Origin of the sequence: Echinicola arenosa (assembly GCF_014841125.1) — a bacterium.
Lineage (GTDB): Bacteria > Bacteroidota > Bacteroidia > Cytophagales > Cyclobacteriaceae > Echinicola > Echinicola arenosa.
On record NZ_JACYTQ010000001.1, the window covers coordinates 535,739 to 555,839 of the forward strand.

Sequence of the window (20,101 nt, forward strand, 5' to 3'; positions counted from 1 at the left end):
AAAAAAGATTCCCTAACCTGATTTAAAAAGCGTACGATTTCGATCTTTTTTTGTACGATTTTGAACATTCTGTACAGTAAAAACCTTCCCTTTTTACTATATTGTAACAAATGAAAAGTGGCATCATTTCAGCAACTCTCTTTTGCTAAACAATCTAAAATATTACAAAATGGAAGAAACTAGCCTTGGAAAAATCTTAATCGTCGATGATAACGAGGACTTACTGTTTGCAGCAAAAATGCTTTTAAAAAAATATGCAAAGGAAGTAACTATTGAAAAAGACCCCCGAAGAATTCCATTTCTGGTAAACAACAATAATTATGATGTCATATTACTTGATATGAACTTCACCGAAGACACCACCTCAGGCAAAGAAGGCTTCCATTGGCTAAAACAGATCAAAGAAATAGACCCCAAAGCGGTTGTCATATTGATCACCGCATTTGGTGATGTAGAAATGGCTGTTCAGGCGCTCAAAGAAGGAGCTACGGACTTTATATTAAAGCCTTGGCAAAATGAAAAACTTCTGGCTACCCTATCAGCCGCTAGCCGCCTTAAGGAAAGCTATGACCAAGTAGATACCATTTCCAAAAAGTCAAAACAGCTTCAGGCAGACATGAAGAAACCCTTCTCGGAAATTATTGGGCAGAGTGCTACCATGAAAAATATATTTTCAATTATAGACAAGGTAGCCCAGACTGATGCCAATATACTGATTTTGGGAGAGAATGGAACCGGAAAAGAGCTTATCGCCAGGGCCATTCATGACAGGTCCTTAAGAATGGATGAGATATTTGTGGGAGTTGATATGGGCGCTATTACTGAAACATTATTTGAAAGTGAGCTTTTTGGTCACAAAAGAGGTGCCTTTACCGATGCCAAAGAAGATAGGGCCGGAAGATTTGAAGTAGCAGATAAAGGAACATTGTTCTTGGACGAAATCGGCAATTTGAGCATGCCTTTGCAGTCCAAGCTACTGACGGTCCTTCAAAAGAGAGAAGTCACCAGAATTGGCACCAACAAATCCATCCCTGTGGATATTCGACTAATCTGTGCTACCAACATGAAAGTTCATGAGATGGTTATGGACAACACCTTCAGACAGGATTTACTCTACCGAATCAACACAGTCGAAATCTTCTTGCCCCCTTTAAGGGAACGACAAGATGACATCCCCCTTCTTGCAAACCACTTTCTTAAGGTATATGCAAAAAAATACAGAAAAAACTTTGAAGGTTTTAAACCTACTGCGTTACAGCTTTTGCAACACTATAGTTGGCCAGGAAATATAAGAGAATTGCAGCATGCGATAGAACGTGCCATCATCATGGCCGAAGGCGATGAACTGGATAGCAGGGATTTCTTCTTCCTTTCTTCAAAGCCAGCCACAGAAAAAGTCAACCACAATGCTACTCTTAATCTAGATGAAGTGGAAAAAAATGTAATTCAAAAAGCCATCGACAAAAACGGAGGCAATATTTCTAAAGCAGCAAAAGAGCTGGGCTTAACCAGGGCTTCTCTCTATAGAAGATTGGAAAAATATGGATTATAAAGTCGGATTATTAGGGAGAGTCGTTTTACTTACCCTGACTCTCTTTGTCCTTTCTTATGCAATATTAAATGAATCGGGAGTGTTTCTCACCTCCCTTTTCATCATTTTGGTCATTGCCCAACTTATCTTCCTTATCAACTATGCAGAGAGCAGCTTTAAGAAGGTAAGGCAGTTTTTGGACAATATCAAACAAAACAATTATGCCACAGTTTATCCCGTCAAATTTGACGGAACTGAAACCGATGACTTGCATATTGAGTTCAATGCCATACTGGCCAAGCTTAAGGAAGATCAAGCGGAAAAAGAGGCCAATTACCAATACTTCCGCTCAGTATTCCAACACCTGAGTATTGGGCTGATTACTTTTGAGGAGGATGGCCGCATTCAAATCCTGAACACTGCTGCCAAACGAATGCTGAATATCGATCAACTAATCTATATTCAGGAAATAGAACAAGTCAATAAAGAACTCCACAATGCCATCCAAACCTTACGAACCGGAGGAAGCGAATTGATCAAAATAGCCCATCCAGACGGTATCATGCAGTTGTCTGTCTATGTGATAGAACTGGTCCTTAGAGGCGTGAAATTCAAATTGGTTTCCTTACAGAATATCCAAAGTGAGCTGGAGGAAAAAGAAATGGAAGCTTGGCAAAATCTGGTTCGTGTCCTGACACACGAAATCATGAACAGCATTGCCCCTATTTCTTCTTTGGCATCTACCATAAAAGGAGATATCCAAAATCAAATGGACAAAAATGAAGATGTTCCTATTGGAGATGTAGAAGACTACCTGATGGGAATTTCCACTATTGAAAAAAGAAGTGAAGGCTTGATAGATTTTGTCAGTGACTTTAGGAGTCTTGCACATATCCCTGTACCTAAATTCTCTGCCATCCGAATTAAAGAACTCTTCGAACAATTGAGCATTCTATTTCATAATCAAATTGATCTATTGAGTATTTCCTGTGAAAAAAAAATTGAACCTCAAGACCTTTTGTTATTTGCCGACAGCTCTTTGATCGAGCAAGTACTGATCAACATTATCCAAAACGCCATTCATGCAGTAGAGGAAGCTGAGGTCAAAAAAATCAGCCTAAGAGCTTTTATCGATGAGGCAGGAAAAATCATCATTGAAATATCAGATACTGGCAAAGGCATCGAAGAGGAAGCTTTAAACAAAATTTTCATCCCATTTTTCACCACTAAAAAGAAAGGGTCAGGAATTGGGCTAAGCCTTTCAAAACAAATTATGCGTAGACACAAAGGAAACATTCAAGTACAGTCGAACATTGGAAAAGGCACCACATTCAAATTGATTTTCAATGCATAGAAAGCTTAATCAAAAATTTACCCATTAATGACCAATACCCCCAGAATAGGTACTCTTTGAATATTATCAAAAGATCAATGTCAATTGCAAGATCACTGGAATAAAAACTGTAACCAACCCCTCAGTATACCAGCTAGTTAATGATTTTTCATATTTCCATAACATTGAATTCACAATAAAATCCAATTTCTCTTAAAAACATCTTATTTTAATAATAACCCATTCATCATCAATTAATTCCCCAAACCTATCTTGCTTGCAAAACAGGTAATACCTTGAAAACACAATTCAAAACAATCGTCGTTTCAGATATTCATTTGGGAACAAAAGGATCCAAAGCCAAAGAAGTGGTTCGATTCCTCAAAAAATACCGTTGTGAAAACCTTATCCTGAATGGAGATATTATAGACGGTTGGCAATTGAAAAAATCTGGATCCTGGAAAAGAAAGCATACCCGTTTTTTTAATAGGATTCTTAAAATGATAGACAATGACCACACAAAAGTCTATTATCTAAGAGGCAACCATGATGACTTTTTGGACCAAATCCTTCCTCTACAAATAGGCAACCTTTCTATTCAAAAAGACCTGATCTATCATTCCAATGGAAAGAAATACATGGTACTTCATGGTGATGTGTTTGATAGCATCACTACCAATCTCCGCTGGATTGCCTACATGGGAGATATTGGGTACACTTTTTTGTTGTGGTTAAACCGTTTGGTAAATTACCACAGACGTAAAAGAGGCCTTTCTTATTTTTCACTTTCACAATATGTAAAGGGCAAGGTAAAATCAGCTGTGTCTTATATAGACAAATATGAGCAAGAGCTAGCGATGATGGCCAAAGCAAAAGGCTGCGACGGAATCATCTGCGGGCATATTCATAAAGCAGAAGCTAGAATCATAGATGGCATTGAATATTATAATTCTGGTGATTGGGTAGAAACCATGAGTGCTTTGGCCGAGGACTATGAAGGAAACTGGCAACTCATTTATTATAATGAAATCGACTTTGGTAAGGTTACAACCGATGACAAAATCATTCCTATGCCGCAATCTGATGAATCCTATTCTGCCGTTTCATTCACCAAACCGAACGACGACTTAGAATTGCCACCTTTTAGGTTTTAACCCATGAAGTTTATTTTTATCGTTCAAGGAGAAGGGCGTGGGCATATGACCCAAGCCATTTCATTGTTTGATCTGTTGACAAAGTTGGGGCACGAGGTTTCAGATGTGCTCATTGGAAAAAGCAACAGAAGGACACTGCCTCAGTTTGTAAAAGAAAACATTAAGACCAACATCATCCAATTCGATAGTCCTAATTTTATTACAGACCAGAATGAAAAGTCCATTAACATTTCAAAAACCCTTAGGTATAATTTTTTTAAAACGGGGAGATTCTACCATAGCCTGAAATTGATTGATCAAACTGTACAGCAAAGTCAACCAGATGTAATTATTAATTTCTATGACCTTCTTGCAGGCATCTATAATTCCATTTTTAGACCTAAATCATCTTTCTGGGCCATTGGACATCAATACTTGATTTACCATCATGAATTCCCCTTTGCCTCTGGCTCACCAATTCAAAAAGCGTTGTTTAAGTTCAACACCTGGGTCACAGCACTTAATGCAGACAAGTTTCTCGCTCTTTCTTTCAGGAACCTGGACAACGGACACTCAAAGAAGTTATCTGTTCTTCCTCCCTTATTAAGGCCTCAGGTAAAAGTATTGGATGCACAAAAAGGAGAATTTATCTTGACATACATGGTCAATCCAGGGTATGCAGAAGAGGCCATTGCTTTCGCGAAGAAAAATCCTCACATCAAAATCGAAGCTTTTTGGGACAAAAAAGACATGCCTAACCCCTATATGCCATCGCCCAATCTCACCTTCCATCAAATCAACGATGTTTTGTTCTTGGAAAAGATGGCCAGCTGTAAAGGGCTTATTTCCACTGCAGGTTTTGAGTCCATATGCGAAGCCATGTACTTTGGTAAAAAAGTTATGATGATCCCTGTCAAGGGACAGTACGAACAGGCATGTAATGCATTGGACGCTAGCATATCTCAAGCAGGGATCCAACACCATGAATTTGACTTTGAAAAATTCGACAATTTTCTAAACTTACAGCAAGAACCTCATCACATTTTTGTAAATTGGGAAAAGCTCCTAAGAGCAAAGCTTTTGGAAATCTTGGAACTGGAGGAAACTTCTTCCTACTCAAGAAGCCCAATCACCCCAAAATATGCCGACTCCTGAACCTTTTTATTAAATAAGTGAAAAAATATTTTACACTTAAAAGATAAGTTTGTACCCAGTGCAATCGATTTCCGATTATAAATAGGTCATAAAATTCAAAAGCTCACTTGGTTCGGGAATTTTGTTTTTATAAAAACTCGTAAATTCGAGTTTAGGTATGATGATAATTCCATGAATATAGAGAGACTAAGACTTAAGGAAGATAGCGACAGGATCAAGCACTGGAAGAAATGGGGTCCCTATCTTACGGAAAGACAATGGGGGACCGTAAGGGAAGACTATAGTATTGATGGGGCTGCTTGGGAAAACGTAACCCATGATGATGCCAAGAGCAAAGCCTACCGCTGGGGAGAAGAAGGCATCGGTGGATTCAGCGATTACAAGCAAAAACTTTGCATGGCTTGGGGCTTTTGGAATGGCAAAGATAGCATGATCAAAGAACGTCTTTTTGGCTTGACAGGCAATCAAGGAAACCATGGGGAAGACGTAAAGGAACTTTATTATTACCTGGATTCCACTCCCACACATTCTTATATGAAAATGCTCTATAAATATCCTCAGAGCACTTTCCCCTATAAGGAACTACTAGAAGAAAATGCAAAAAGGGGCAAACTGGAACCTGAATATGAAATTATTGACACTGGTATTTTTGATGATGACGCTTATTTTGACATTTTCATCGAGTATGCCAAAGAAGATCATGAGGACATTGTAGCCAAAGCTACCATTCATAACAGGGGAAAAGAAGCTGCTGACATCTGGGTAATGCCTACCATATGGTTCAGAAAAACTTGGTTTACGGGGGATGAACCTTTTCTTCCAAAGCTCTCCAAAAAATCCGAAAACCAAATATTGGCTTTTTCACCAAAATCAGGAAATTATCATTTCCATTTTGGAGGAGAACCTGAATTGCTTTTTTGCGACAATGAAACCAATAGGGAGAAACTTTATAAAATCGGTAATCAAAAAAAGTATCTAAAAGATGCTATTAATGATTATGTCGTGGAAGGCAGCACAGACCACCTAAACCCTTCCCATTTTGGAACTAAGGCTGCCGCACTTTATAAATACACCATCCCGGCTGGTGATTCCCAAGAAGTGGTTTTCAGAATGAGACATAAAGGAGGTGATATTAGCCTTGAAGAATGTGATGAAATTCTACAAAAAAGAATCCATGATGCGGACGAATTTTACCTAGATCTTCAAGGGCATGTTATCGATGAGGAATTGAGAAGCATCCAAAGGCAAGCCTATGCTGGAATGATGTGGGGCAAACAGTTCTACTACTATAATGTGGAAAGATGGCTAGAAGGTGACCCTGGGAGATACGTTCCTCCCATTGAAAGAAAAAAAGGACGGAACCATAACTGGAAGCACCTGCAAAATTATGACATCATTTCCATGCCTGACAAATGGGAATATCCATGGTATGCCGCTTGGGACCTTGCCTTTCATTGCGTTCCAATAGCCAGAATGGACCCTGTCTTTGCCAAGGAACAGCTACTATTGCTTTTGACCGAATGGTACATGCATCCAAATGGCCAGATCCCTGCTTACGAATGGAATTTCAACGATGTAAACCCTCCCATTCATGCCTACGCCATCAACCGCGTCTACCAGATAGACAAGAAGATGAATGGCGGCAAAGGGGATTATGAGTTTTTAGAGAAAGCCTTACATAAACTGATGCTCAACTTTACCTGGTGGGTAAACCAAAAGGATAGTGATGGGCAAAATATCTTTGAAGGAGGTTTCTTAGGCTTGGATAATGTAAGCCTTTTTGACCGAAGCCATGTGGATCAATTTGGTGCCAGGCTCGAACAAGCTGATGCCACCTCATGGATGGCCATGTTCAGTCTTAACCTGCTGAGAATATCACTGGACCTTTGTGAGCAAAATCAAGTCTATCAATATACGGCTACAAAGTTCCTCGAGCACTTTCTGTATATCGCTGGAGCCATGAACAATATCTCTGGTGACAACATCAGCCTTTGGGATGACAAGGACAATTTCTTCTATGATGTCTTGCATATTGATGACAAGAGCCCAAAGAGAATGAGGGTAAAATCCATTGTGGGAATTATCCCTTTGTTTGCAGTAGAACCCATCAAAGAAGAAATGTATGAAAACCTCACAGAGTTCAAAAAACGGCTTGACTTTTTCCTTAAGGAAAAGCCTAAATTGGCCTCTTTGGTTTCGAACTGGATTGAGCCGGGCAAAGATAAAAGGCACCTTTTCTCCTTGCTAAGGGGACACAGGATGAAAAGCCTGCTTAACAAAGTACTTGACCCAAATGAATTCCTTTCAGATTATGGTGTCAGGTCGGTATCCAAATACCATAAGGATCACCCCTATTCCATGAAGTTAAACGGTGTCGAACATACTGTACAATACACACCTGGTGAATCCGACACTAGAATGTTTGGAGGAAACTCTAACTGGAGAGGCCCCATTTGGTTCCCGATCAATTGGCTGATCATGGAATCATTAAAAAAATTCAACTACTACTATGGTGGCGATTTTCCTATAGAATATCCAACAGGTTCAGGTAAATTTGTCACCCTTGATATCATCGCAAAGGAATTGTCCATGCGTAATATTGAGATATTTAAGAGAAATGAAGATGGAATAAGACCGGTATTTGGGGACAATGCAAAAATGCAACATGACCCACATTTCCGAGATTACATCTTGTTTTATGAATATTTCCATGGGGACAATGGCAAAGGACTTGGCGCATCACACCAAACAGGCTGGACAGGACTGGTAGCAGAAATGATCCATAAATATTTCCCAAGAGAAGAAAAAATCCATGATGAAGCTATTACCCTATTTAGAAGCTAATAGATTAGAAGCCGGATGTGATGAAGTGGGTAGAGGCTGTCTGTGTGGCCCAGTGGTGGCCGCAGCAGTAATTCTCCCCAATGACTTTGCCAATGAACTGATCAACGACTCCAAGAAGCTGAGCAAAGGAAATCGAGAAGGTTTAGTTCAGGAAATCAAAGACAACTCCATTGCTTGGGCGGTGGCAGAGTCTTCTGTGGAAGAAATTGATCAAATCAACATATTAAACGCATCCTTTTTGGCCATGAGCAGGTCAATTGAAATGCTGGAAGTTGTACCAGAACATTTACTGATAGACGGTAATCGGTTTAAAAGCGAATTGACTATACCCTTCGATTGCATTATTAAAGGAGACGGTAAATTCGCCAGTATAGCAGCTGCATCCATTTTAGCAAAAGTCCATAGGGATAACTTAATGGCTGAATACGCCCTGGAATACCCTGGCTATGGCTGGGAGAAAAATGTTGGATATCCCACCAAGCAACACCGGCAAGGCATTTTGGAATTGGGCTCAACTCCAATCCATCGAAAATCATTTAAATTACTTCCAGATCAATTGGAGATCAAGTTTTAAACAAAAAGCTCCAGACATTGAAAGTCTGGAGCTTTTTGTTTATTTAAATAATCAACCTTCCGATTTTATTCATACGCAGGATTTTGAGGAAAATCTTTATTTTGGTTAAGGTCTATGGCATTTTGTGGAATTGGCCTAAGAATTTTAAGATTACCATTTGCCCCTTCAAAATTAGAAGGCGTAATCCAACTGTTGTGAGCAGAAGCCCTTTCCACCAATTTACCGGTCCTCTTCAGGTCAAACCATCGGTGGTACTCTCCCAAAAGTTCTCGTCCTCTTTCATCCAAAATATAGTCAATATCAAGCTCTCCAAGAGTAGCATCGGCCACACCTGCCCTTTCCCTGACCACATTCAACCTATCAAGTCCTGTAGAGGCATCTCCTGATTGGAAATAAGCTTCTGCAGCTACCAAATATGTTTCAGCCAACCTGGCTACTACAAAATCCCTTGTACTGGTGGCTCCACCGAACAAGGAGGTAGGATCATCAAATTTCTTAACAATCATGGTGGCCCTGTCCAAAGAAACAACCCCTCCGTTTGGATCCGTAGTTCCGTATGAATGATACTCTACACCTGGGTGCGCATTGACATAGTCGATGCTATCCTGTGCCGTAAACCATTGAGGCTCATAAAAATCCTCTACCATCAAAGAACTATGATCATCCACATCATAATAATCATAGTATCGCGCAAATACTTCTGTCATAAAGGTAGAATACCATCGCTCATCCCCTTCTTCAAAAAGGTCAAGCGCAAAACGGGTAGGCAAGGTTGTGTAAGTCTTGTAAGGAGCATCACCAGCCACCTCAGAACCTCCCATGTAGGGGCCAAAATAGCTTTGTTGTTCATTACCTATTCCCGTTGGGTCAGCACTAATAGATCCCGCACTCCATTGCACCGACAAGATTATTTCCTCATTCATTTCATTGCTTGGATCCCAAAGCTCCTCTGAAGTTAGGTTCAACCCCTGTCCATTGATCACATTATCTGCATAGGTAGCTGCCTTTGAGAAATCATCAGCCGCAGCAAATGCTTCATAACCTCTGGTCAAGTGGACTTTAGCCAATAAGTTTTCAACCGCTCTTTGATTAACATGTCCATCAAATGCACCAGATGATACTTGGCCCATAGCTCCTTCAAGCTCTGCAATGATGAAGGTATAGACCTCTTCAGCACTGGAGCGGTCAAAAGCTAGAATTGGCTCTTCTACGTATTCTGTAATCATTCCCACTCCTCCATAAGATTGTACCAACAGAAAATAAGCATTGGCCCTTAAAAACCTGGCCTCACCGAGATATTGGGTAGTGACACCCGTCTGCCCGGTAATATCCGCATAGTGAATGGCTGTGTTGGCCAACTGAATGGCCTTATAACAATTTACATATAGAAAATCCACTCCAGAGGAAGAACTATTCAGTTCAAAATACTTACTTAACCCTTGGGGAGGGAGGTCTCTTCCTTCTTGATACAGGTCAGTTCCACATACAAACATCCATGGATCATCCCCATAAATATCTCTAAGAGCAGAATAATTGGCATTGATCAATGCCTCATACCCTTCCGCTGTTTCATAAAATTCCTCTGCCGTTACATTGGACTTGTTTTCTTCCTCCAGAAACTCTGCACAGCCTGTAGCTGCAAACAGAAAGATTATTGCTAAAATTGAATTTATCTTCTTCATAGTTCTTCAAATCTTCTGATTAAAACTTAACACTTAATCCAAACTGAGTGGTAATTGTACTCACACGACCTATACCCAAACTAGCCTCTGCCCACTCAGGATCCCATCCATCATACTCCGTAAATGTGAATGGATTAAGTACATTGACATATATTCTTACTTTTTGAAGGTTTGCCCTGCTTATCAAAGTTTCTGGCAGACTATATCCCAAACCGATATTGTTGATCTTCACAAAAGATGCATCTCGATAATACGCCATTCCGGTTCCCCAGTATTGCCCTTCATTTCTCGGTTGAGGGTACTCATTGGACACCTGTGATGGTACGCCCACGGAGTTTTCAGGCACATACCAACTGGGTATAGCCAGTTTTTGACGCCCTCTGTCTCTAACATCAGTAAAATTGGTATGAAAATCACTGTAAGCCAGTACCCCCTGCTGAGTAGCCAATGAAAAGTTCATGTCAAAATTTCCTACTTGCAAATTGGAAATAATACCCCCTGTCCAGGAAGGATTGGAAGACCCCAGGATCACCCGATCGTCATTGGGATTGATCGCACCATCATTATTTACATCTCTGGCTTTAGCCTGTCCCTCAGTTTGGTTAAATGCTGCTGCATCTTCTCCCGCTTGCCAAACACCATCATAAATAAAATTGTAATGGGCGTCGATTGACTCTCCGATAAACCAGCCATTTCCAACATCATCTACTTCTGACTGTCCATAAAGAGATTCAATGGAGTTGGTGTTTTTGGTGAAAGTAAATGTTGTAGACCAATTCACCATACTATTTTCCACATTAATGGTGTTCAACATAATTTCCACCCCTTTGTTTCTAACAGATGCTGCATTTGAAGCAATGTCACTAAAACCAATCTCCAAAGGAAGTTTTTGGGTCACTAATAGATTGTCAGATAGCCGGTTGTAATAATCCACACTACCTGTTATGCGGTTCATTAGGAAGCCAAAATCCAAACCCATATTTATTTCTTTGGTCTTTTCCCATGTCAAGGCTTTATTGGCAATGGAATTTTGCGTCCATCCATTGGCCGCTGTTCCATTAAAATCATAGTAGGTCTGATTGGTCAAAGCATTAACAGTTCTGTAAGGAGATACATTGTTGTTACCAACCGTACCATAACCCAGCCTTAATTTCAAGTTGGAAAGGGTGGTTGAGTTAATTAAAAAGTCTTCTTTGTTCAGTCTCCAACCCAATGCCACAGATGGGAAGGCCTGCCATTTATTTCCTTCAGAAAGTAGAGAAGAACCATCCCATCTATTTGAAACCGTTACCAAATATTTATCTGCATAGGAATAATTCAGTCTCAGGGCAAAGGAGGCCAACTGACTTTTACTGAAACCATTCCCTAAATTATAGGTTTCCTGCAAGCCAGAACCTACATTATAGAACTCTGTCTCAAAAGGCTGCTGTGTGGAAGACATATTAGCGGTCTCCGTCCTGTCAACAAAAATACTTTGTAAAGCCAAGAAATTGAATGAATGAGCATTGATGGCCTTGTTAATGTTCAACTGGTTATCCCAAGTTGTATTCATATTGTTGTAATAACTTACTTCTGAAGAAGGCAAATTACCATTATTGATTCCTGTATTGGTCTGCGCTCCCCAGAAACGACCTCTTCGATTGTTATTGAACCCTACAGAGAAGGTCGACTTCAGACTTAACCAATCCAAAGGGTCATATTGCAAATAGGCATTTCCTACCCCTCTAAAACTTCTTGTCTCATCACTGGAATTGGCTATTTCCAAAAGGGGGTTATATGTACTGGTTTTGTTAGCAGCCCAGTCACCATTTGGATAAGTCAGTTTACCGGGCTGGGGGAAAAGCTCACCTACAATCTCATCACCATTTTCATCTATGGCGTAAGGACTCAAAAAAGGGTTCAATCGAAAAGCTTCCTGCATGGCGCTGCCACTTCCTCTTTGGTTGTTCCCATGTGATAGGGCCATATTGGCGCCAGCCATAAATTTATCATTTATATGCTGGTTGATATTCATGTTGAATGTATACTTGTCCAGGCTTTCCTGCTCCAATGTTCCTGTTTCTTTCTGATAACCTACACCAATGTTATAAGTTGAAGCTCCACTTCTATGCGAAATGGTCAAGTGATTATTGGTTTGCATCCCATTTCTGAGTACCGCATCATACCAATCAAAACCATCCAAATTATTGAATCGCTCTGCTAGCACCGGATTATTTGGGCCCAATACCACGTCCTCATATTCTTGAGGTGTCATTCCTTGCCCATTATTCGTAGTACCTAAGTAAGCCGACATGTGATAATCTCTCCATTGCTCCAAACTCATCATTTCCGGCAGTCTGGCAGGAGTTTTCACACCATAAAAAGTATCAAATGAAAAGGTAGTTGCTTCTGGGATGCCTGTACCACCTCGGGTCTCTACAATTACCACACCTCCCGCTGCACGAGACCCATAAATAGCAGCTGAAGAAGCATCCTTTAACACTTCTATCTTAGCAATGTCATTAGGGTTCAAAAAGTCGATGTTGTTGGTAATAACGCCATCAACTACATAAAGCGGGTCAGAACCAGCTAAAGAATTGTTTCCTCGGATAGTCATATTGAAACCATCTCCCAATCTACCTGTGCTGTTGCTTACCTGTACTCCAGCCACACTTCCTTGTAATGACTGAACCGGACTAGTGGTTCCTCGCTCAGTAATAAGGTCACTGTCCACTCCTGCAATGGCTCCTGTAACATCAGATTTCTTCATGGTTCCATAGCCGACCACTACCACTGATTCTAACTCTGTCAAACTTGACACCAACTCAATGTCAATTGTAGATCGATTTCCTACCGTTATTTCTTGCTTTTCATACCCGATGAATGAAAAGACTAAAACAGCCTCATTATCAGGAACGGAAATACTATAATTTCCATCAAAATCTGTGGTGGTTCCAGTAGTGGTTCCTTTTAAAAGGACAGAAGCTCCAGGAATAGGTTCTCCTTCATCGGATGAAATCACAGTTCCAGTGATGACTTCTTGTGCAAAACTTGATATGGAAAGACCTATTCCTAACAGAAATAGTAGCCCCCACCTTGTGGAACAAACGGTTAGTTTTACCAGCCACTTGGGAAGTGGCCATCTTGGTACTTTTGGTGCCATAATTCTAGAGGTTTATTGTTTAAAAATTGGTTATAATGCAATCGATTGCGCATGCAATCGTTTGCATTATAAAAACTAGAATACTATGTTCCAAAATAATCCATGAATTTTTACCTAAAAACCAGTGAATTTTATCTGTTTTTTAAAATAAGTCATAATTATTCAAATAATTTCAAACCAAAAGGCATTATCAGTTCTATAAAATAGTCTACTTATCTGATTCAATTATTTAATCCCAATATTTTAATAATTCTTCATCGAATTTCATAAAAATTATTATTGAAAAACATTTATAACTTATTTATAAATACATAGTTCCTAAATTATTTACCCATCAAATACATCATAACAAGTCTAACCTTTAAAGCCCAAACAAATAGATATCCACTTTGAGCAATCGATAGCAGAAATAGACTTTAAAGCAGCATATAAAAAAACCGAGGGCAAAAATCAACCTCGGTCTTAGTTATAATTTATTATAAACCCAATTATCCAATATAGAGAAAGTCATTTTTTCGGCAAATTCCCCATCTCAACGATGATTTCACCTCCTCTCACCAAATCCTCATGCATCAGGAATTGGGAGCTATATGGCTCACCATCAAAAGTGATGTTTTGGATATAAATATTTTCAGGAGAGTTATTTTTTATTTTCAACTCTAGGGTATTTCCATTATCCATATGAATCACAGCCTTATCCACTGTTGGGCTTCCCCATACATAAGTCCCTCCAGCTGGATTAACCGGATAAAAGCCAAGAGAAGAAAGTACTAACCAAGCAGACATCTGTCCTACATCTTCATTTCCACTTAATCCATCAGGATCATTAGCATACAGCTCCTCTAAAATATACCTTACTTTTTCTGCTGTCTTGAATTGCTGGTCTACGTAGCCATACATATAAGTAACATGGTGGCTTGGTTCATTTCCCTGGGCATATTGACCAATCAAACCTGTGATATCGTTGGAAGCTTCCTCTCCCATATCTCCTTCTACAATGAATAAGGAATCCAACTTGGAAACAAAAGCTTCTTTGCCCCCCACTAACTCAATCAAGCCTTCTACATCCTGAGGCACCAAGAAAGTATATTGCCAGGAATTACCTTCAGTAAAATCCCCCTTCATATGTATCGAAGTAAACGGACTGAATGGCTCTCTCCATTCTGTTTCGGAAACTTTCCCCCTCATAAAGCCTACCTCTGGATCGAAGTAATTTTTGTAGTACTGTCCCCTTTTGGAGAAATATTCATAATCCTCTTCCTTGCCCATGGCCTTGGCCATTTGGGCAATACTCCAGTCAGAAAGCGCATATTCCAAACCCTTGGAAACATTCTCCACTTCATCATCTGCAGGTATATATCCTAACTCTTTTACCTTGTCCAGCCCAAACTCATCCCCCATCGCCGTGTTTTTCACCGCTTCAAATGCCAGTTCAGCATCCATTGGGATCCCTTTCAAATAAGCATCAACGATGATGGGAACAGCGCTATAGCCGGGCATGGTATTGGTCTCATTGCCCATCAGGTGCCACACTGGTAGTTTTCCTTGTTGCTCATAAATCTTCAACATGGACGCCACCATATCCACCATTCTATCCTGTTGGGTAATGGTATAAAGTGGGCTACACCCTCTGTAAATATCCCATAAAGAGAAGGTCGTCAAATTGGTAAATGTTTGATCATTCCTCACTTCACCATCCGCACCTCTATAGTCTCCATTTACATCATTAAATACTGATGGAGCAATCATAGTATGGTACAAGGCTGTATAAAACTTCACCAATTCATCCTTTTCCTTCATTTCCACTTGAAGCTTATTCAGCTCATGATTCCAAGCCTTATTCGCGTCAGCTACCACCTTATCAAAATCCCAGTGAGGCAGTTCCTCCTGAAGGTTCAAAAGGGCATTCTCTTCACTTACCGGAGAGATAGCTACTTTCATTTCCACCACTTCATCCTGCTCCGTCTCAAATGCCAACAAGGCCTTTACAGCCTTAGCGGTATATTCATTGCCAGCAACAGGCTCATTCATATCAAACAGCTCAATGGATTGAATAGGCTTGGACAGAACTGCAGTAAAAAACAATTTTTGATCAACTGCCCAGCCCTTTGAATGGCGATATCCTGAAATAATGGTATCATTCACCATTCGAATATGGGTATCTGTTGGACTGTCCCAACCAATCCCCTGCTTTAAGTTGATGAGGATTTTAGATTCCTTACTTGCCGGAAAAGTATAACGATGAAACCCAACCCTTTCAGTAGCGGTCATTTCTGCAAAGACATCATATCTATCAACCTTTACCGAATAATACCCTGGTTTCACTTCCTCATTATCATGCGAGAAATAAGAAAAATATCCTGTCTCTGGCTGCTCTGGATCACCTTTATACACCTTGGTATTTCCTACTATCGGCATGACCAATACATCGCCTAGATCACCGATTCCAGTACCACTCAAATGTGTATGGGCAAACCCTATAAGGGTTGAATCTGTAATATGGTAACCTGAGCACCAGTCCCAACCTTCGGTCAAGTTAACTGGCCCCAACTGCACGCCTCCAAAAGGCACATTGGCTCCCACAAACACATGGCCATGCCCTCCAGAACCGATGTATTGATTGACATATTGTGTCAACTCAAGCTCATGATCTCCAATGGCTTCTTCATGTTGAACCCTTTGGCTACATGAAAAACCTACCACTCCAGATAGTAACAGAATTGCAACTTGTTTAAAATTCATATCTTTTCCTTTTCTATTTTTAAGGATTACTTGGAAATGTACCAATCGGCTGGAACAGTCTTTCTCTCACCTTTCTCATCGATGTATTCCAAGATAAGGGTGTGCCCCCCTCCACCTTCAATAAAGTCCAACTCAATCGGATGAAGTCCAGCATTCAAAGCAACCTGACCGCTTACTTCTTTAGCGGGGTGAAATCCATCATTATCAATAATTTCACGACCTCCAATATAGAGTTTACTACCATCATCACTGGTCAGTATAAAGTCATAGATTCGCTTTTCAGGAACATTGATATAACCAATGAATTCAGCGCCGAAAGCACCCTTGGCCAAGTCTGCAGGTATGCTTAAATCCTCCATTTCCCTTACTTCGTCTGCTTGATGGTCATCCATTAGTGCGGTTTGCTTGAATGTTCCCTTATGGAAATGCATGATAAGCCCTTTGCTACCTCCAACCTCACTCTCGTTTATGGCTTTCAGGTAAGTCGTTTTCCTGTAAGGCACCTCATATACATCTCCCCGATTTCCTGAAGGCCCAAAAGCGGCCACTTTAAAATCTGTATCCGACTTCACCTTTATAGGTTTTATCAAAGCTTTATCATCCATTTCTGGATCAGTGCCGTCTGTTGTGTACATAATGGTCAAGAAGTCTACAGGAGTGCTTACATCCAACTTCCCTTTTCCCACAAACATATTCATATCGGCTATGCCATTTAAATCCGGAAGGCGATAGTTGATATTCTCTTTCTGCATCCATGCAAAATGATTGTTCAACCTTTCTTGGTATCCGTCAAAATCCTTAGGATCAGACCAAAGCCTTTCCGCCAAAGCCGTCATCCTCGGCATATACATATAATCTGCTCTTGCCTCTGAAGGGATGTACTCGGTCCAGATATTGGCTTGGCCACCAATTACTTTACTGGCTTGCTCAGCAGTAAAACCTGCTGGCACAATACTCACGGTATATACTTTTCTCAAAGAGCTCTTATCTGGCACATAATCAAAGTAAAGCCCTCCACCCACTGGAGACATAATGATCTCATTGCCATTTTCAACTGCTTTGAAAGGGGCATTTTTCACCCAGCTCCTCCAATACATCACATGGGCTGTAGGGCTGATTCCCCCAGCCAAAGCATCATCCCAAACAATCAGTTGCTTCCCTTTTGATTTCACATAAGCTTCCATATGGTTCACAAAGAAGCTTTGTAGCTTATCCACATCTTCGATTCCATTTTCTTTCATCCATTCCTCGCACATCGAAGTTTCCCAAAACTCCCTGTCCACTTCATCGGCACCAATATGCACATACTTGCTCGGGAACAAGGCCATGATCTCATCCAAAACCTTTTCTGCAAACTCATAGGTGCTTTCCTGACAAGGGTTCAAAGGACTTGAGAACAACTCTCCCCACTCAGTCTTCTGATCACCTGTCAAATAAGGATAAGCCCTTACCGCTGCACTCATATGTCCCGGCATATCTATTTCTGGAATCACCTCTATATGGTGTTTGGCCGCATAGGCGATAATCTCTTTTATATCCTCTTGCGTGTAAAAACCGCCATAAACTTCCTTGCCGTCAACTTCTTTAATATTCCAAGGGTCAATAATATAATCTGGATTGGTTTCAGCCCGCTCCATACATATGGTATCGTGCTTATTATATGTTCTCCAGGCTCCTACTTCCGTCAGTTTAGGAAATTGTTTGATTTCGATTCTCCAACCTTGATCATCCGTCAAGTGCATATGAAGTTTGTTGAACTGGTATCTTGCCAGTCTATCAATAAACTTCTTAATGTATGCTTTGGTAAAAAAGTGTCTTGACACATCAATATGCATCCCTCTCCAATCATACTTGGGCGCATCACTTATTTCTACAGCTGGCACTTCAATCTCAGCTAGTTTCTCACCTGAAAGGTTCACCGGCAATAATTGCCCAAAGGCTTGAATACCTCTAAAAAAACCAGTTTGGGTACTGGCCTTGATCACCACTTGCTCATTTGAAATAGCAAGAACATATCCTTCTTCGGCACTTACCTCATTTGAAAATGACAATAATATTTCCCCATTGGAAGGTCCCGCTTGATCCAAATCATAAGTAGCCAGCATCTCTTGTAAGAACAAAACTTCATTATTCAAGTCCAATTCTCCACTTTCCAGCTCAATCACTGTTGCTCCAGATAGCTTAAAAGATCCATCTTTAGCTGTCAACTCAGCAGGATAAGGGATAAGGGGGTATCTTTTGGAAAGACGCTCAACATTCTGAGCCATTGCCGCCGCAAATAGCAGCACCATACTTAAGCTAAGGGTGATTTTTTTAATCATGATTTATTAAATACTAAATAAAAAGGGTTTGAGGGCAAGTTACAGCCTCAAACCCTTTCGAACTAATTACCAATTAGGATTTTGTTCCAAATTTGGATTTATCGAAAGCTCATTAACCGGAATGGCCCATAAATAATCCCTGTCTGGATTGAACTGTCGTTCTTCTACTCTTACAAATTCACCAAAATCGCCTCTACTTTCATCAAAGTTATTATAGATTCCCCATGCAGTTCCTGGCATCACATCCTCTGCGATCTCCCACCTTCTAATATCAAAAAAGCGATGCTCTTCCAAAGCAAACTCTACTCTTCTTTCTCTTCTAATCACCTCCATTAAAGCTTCCTGAGATCCTGCATCTGCAGATGTAATGGCTGGCATTTCCACACCAGCTCGTCCGCGAACTTCATTGATCGCATCATAAACTGACTGGTCAATTTCCCCCGCTTGTACTTTAGCTTCAGCATAGATCAATAAGATTTCCGCATATCGAATCAACACTTCATCATTATAGGAGTTACTGTCCCAGCTTCCTTCAATATCTGCTGGCACACCTTTTTTATAGTAATACCCTGAATATGAAGCATTATTTTGCCCCAAGCGGTCAATTGAATTGGGATTAGTGATATCAATGGTAATTCCATTCACTTCAGTCCCAGGTACTATTACAGTTAACTCCAACCTAGGATCTCTGTTTTCAAATGGATTTTCAGAATCATACATAGGTGACTCTTCGATGGTCAAACCATCACTGCATTCGTAAGTATCCACCAAGCTTTTTAAAGGAATTACCTGTCCCCAGCCACCTAGTGACGGAGCTCCCAACCATGTAGCGCTTGCGGTTGGATAAGTGTTTTTGATATACTGGGCCGCCAAGATGATCTCAGGGCTATTTTTATTGGTGCCATCAAAGAGACTTAAATAATCACCATCAATGCTGTAATTTAGCTCCATTACTTCGCTGGCCGCATCAATTGCTTCAGACCACCTTTCATCATACAAAAGCACCCTTGCCTCTAAAGCTAAAGCAGCACCTTTTGTAACTCTTCCCTGATCTGAGGAACCATAGCTATCTGGCAAAATATCAGCAGCTTCTTCCAAATCTTGCACAATAAAATCAACTACTTCCGCTTTGAGAGTTCTGGAAACATTGAATTCATCTGTAGTTTGAATAGAAGTGATCAATGGTACATCTCCATACATACCGATCAATTGTTGATACGCGTATGCCCTGATTACCCGAGCTTCTGCCTTCAGCCTATTTCTCAATCCCTCATCCATGGAAGGAACCTGGTCGATATTGTCCAATACATTATTGGCCGCAGCAATGGTGTTATAATGCTGTGACCAAAAATGGCTGAAATAGCCCAAGCTACTAGTCGCGCTTCCATTTCCTGCAAACTGAACATCTGCTGGCCAGTTACTCCAAGAGTAGCTGTCATCTGTAGCTGCAGAAAGGAAAATCCTGTACCAACTATCCCCTAAATACCTGTAGCAGTTATTGACTGCATTGACTGCATCAGAAGAAGTCGCCCAATAATTCCCACTGGAGACCTCATCCAAAGGTTGTCTATCCAAGAAGTCTTCACTACATGAAAAGGTCAATAGCAAAGCTGTGAGTATTGTTAAAATATTTATTTTCATCTT

The 20,101-nt window shown here is 40.5% G+C and carries 11 protein-coding genes; 6 read left to right on the top strand and 5 right to left on the bottom strand.

Annotated features, from left to right (window positions below; all coding sequences use genetic code 11):
• Positions 1 to 169: 169 nt before the first annotated feature.
• The 6 genes from IFO69_RS02020 (at position 170) to IFO69_RS02045 (ending at position 8,570) form a co-directional block, all read left to right on the top strand.
• On the top strand, positions 170 to 1,552 hold the full coding sequence (locus tag IFO69_RS02020) for a sigma-54-dependent transcriptional regulator (protein ID WP_192007497.1): 1,383 nt from the start codon (positions 170 to 172) through the stop codon (positions 1,550 to 1,552).
• Positions 1,542 to 2,885, top strand: a complete 1,344-nt coding sequence (locus IFO69_RS02025) for a sensor histidine kinase (protein WP_192007499.1) — start codon at positions 1,542 to 1,544, stop codon at positions 2,883 to 2,885. Before IFO69_RS02020 ends, IFO69_RS02025 begins: the two co-directional genes overlap by 11 nt.
• Before the next feature lie 275 nt (positions 2,886 to 3,160).
• Positions 3,161 to 4,018 (top strand): UDP-2,3-diacylglucosamine diphosphatase, encoded by an 858-nt coding sequence (locus IFO69_RS02030; RefSeq protein ID WP_192007501.1) that lies wholly within the window; start codon positions 3,161 to 3,163, stop codon positions 4,016 to 4,018.
• 3 nt (positions 4,019 to 4,021) lie between these two features.
• Positions 4,022 to 5,152 (top strand): glycosyltransferase family protein, encoded by a 1,131-nt coding sequence (locus IFO69_RS02035; RefSeq protein ID WP_192007503.1) that lies wholly within the window; start codon positions 4,022 to 4,024, stop codon positions 5,150 to 5,152.
• A 171-nt stretch (positions 5,153 to 5,323) separates the two neighbouring features.
• Positions 5,324 to 7,996 (top strand): MGH1-like glycoside hydrolase domain-containing protein, encoded by a 2,673-nt coding sequence (locus tag IFO69_RS02040; protein ID WP_192007505.1) that lies wholly within the window; start codon positions 5,324 to 5,326, stop codon positions 7,994 to 7,996.
• On the top strand, positions 7,968 to 8,570 hold the full coding sequence (locus IFO69_RS02045) for a ribonuclease HII (RefSeq protein WP_192008950.1): 603 nt from the start codon (positions 7,968 to 7,970) through the stop codon (positions 8,568 to 8,570). Before IFO69_RS02040 ends, IFO69_RS02045 begins: the two co-directional genes overlap by 29 nt.
• Before the next feature lie 65 nt (positions 8,571 to 8,635).
• On the opposite strand, the gene IFO69_RS02050 is transcribed toward IFO69_RS02045, so the two are convergent.
• From IFO69_RS02050 to IFO69_RS02070, 5 genes are all read right to left on the bottom strand, one after another.
• A complete protein-coding gene (locus tag IFO69_RS02050) occupies positions 8,636 to 10,252 on the bottom strand; it encodes a RagB/SusD family nutrient uptake outer membrane protein (RefSeq protein ID WP_192007507.1) in 1,617 nt (538 codons plus the stop codon).
• A 19-nt stretch (positions 10,253 to 10,271) separates the two neighbouring features.
• Positions 10,272 to 13,394 carry a SusC/RagA family TonB-linked outer membrane protein gene (locus tag IFO69_RS02055; protein ID WP_192007509.1) on the bottom strand — a complete coding sequence of 1,041 codons (3,123 nt, stop codon included), beginning with the start codon at positions 13,392 to 13,394 and terminating at the stop codon, positions 10,272 to 10,274.
• Between the two features lie 507 nt (positions 13,395 to 13,901).
• Positions 13,902 to 16,136, bottom strand: a complete 2,235-nt coding sequence (locus tag IFO69_RS02060) for a GH92 family glycosyl hydrolase (RefSeq protein WP_192007511.1) — start codon at positions 16,134 to 16,136, stop codon at positions 13,902 to 13,904.
• Positions 16,137 to 16,162: 26 nt separating this feature from the next.
• Positions 16,163 to 18,457: a family 20 glycosylhydrolase gene (locus tag IFO69_RS02065; protein WP_192007513.1), complete on the bottom strand. Its 2,295-nt coding sequence runs from the start codon at positions 18,455 to 18,457 to the stop codon at positions 16,163 to 16,165.
• 66 nt (positions 18,458 to 18,523) lie between these two features.
• On the bottom strand, positions 18,524 to 20,098 hold the full coding sequence (locus IFO69_RS02070) for a RagB/SusD family nutrient uptake outer membrane protein (protein ID WP_192007514.1): 1,575 nt from the start codon (positions 20,096 to 20,098) through the stop codon (positions 18,524 to 18,526).
• Positions 20,099 to 20,101 lie beyond the last annotated feature (3 nt).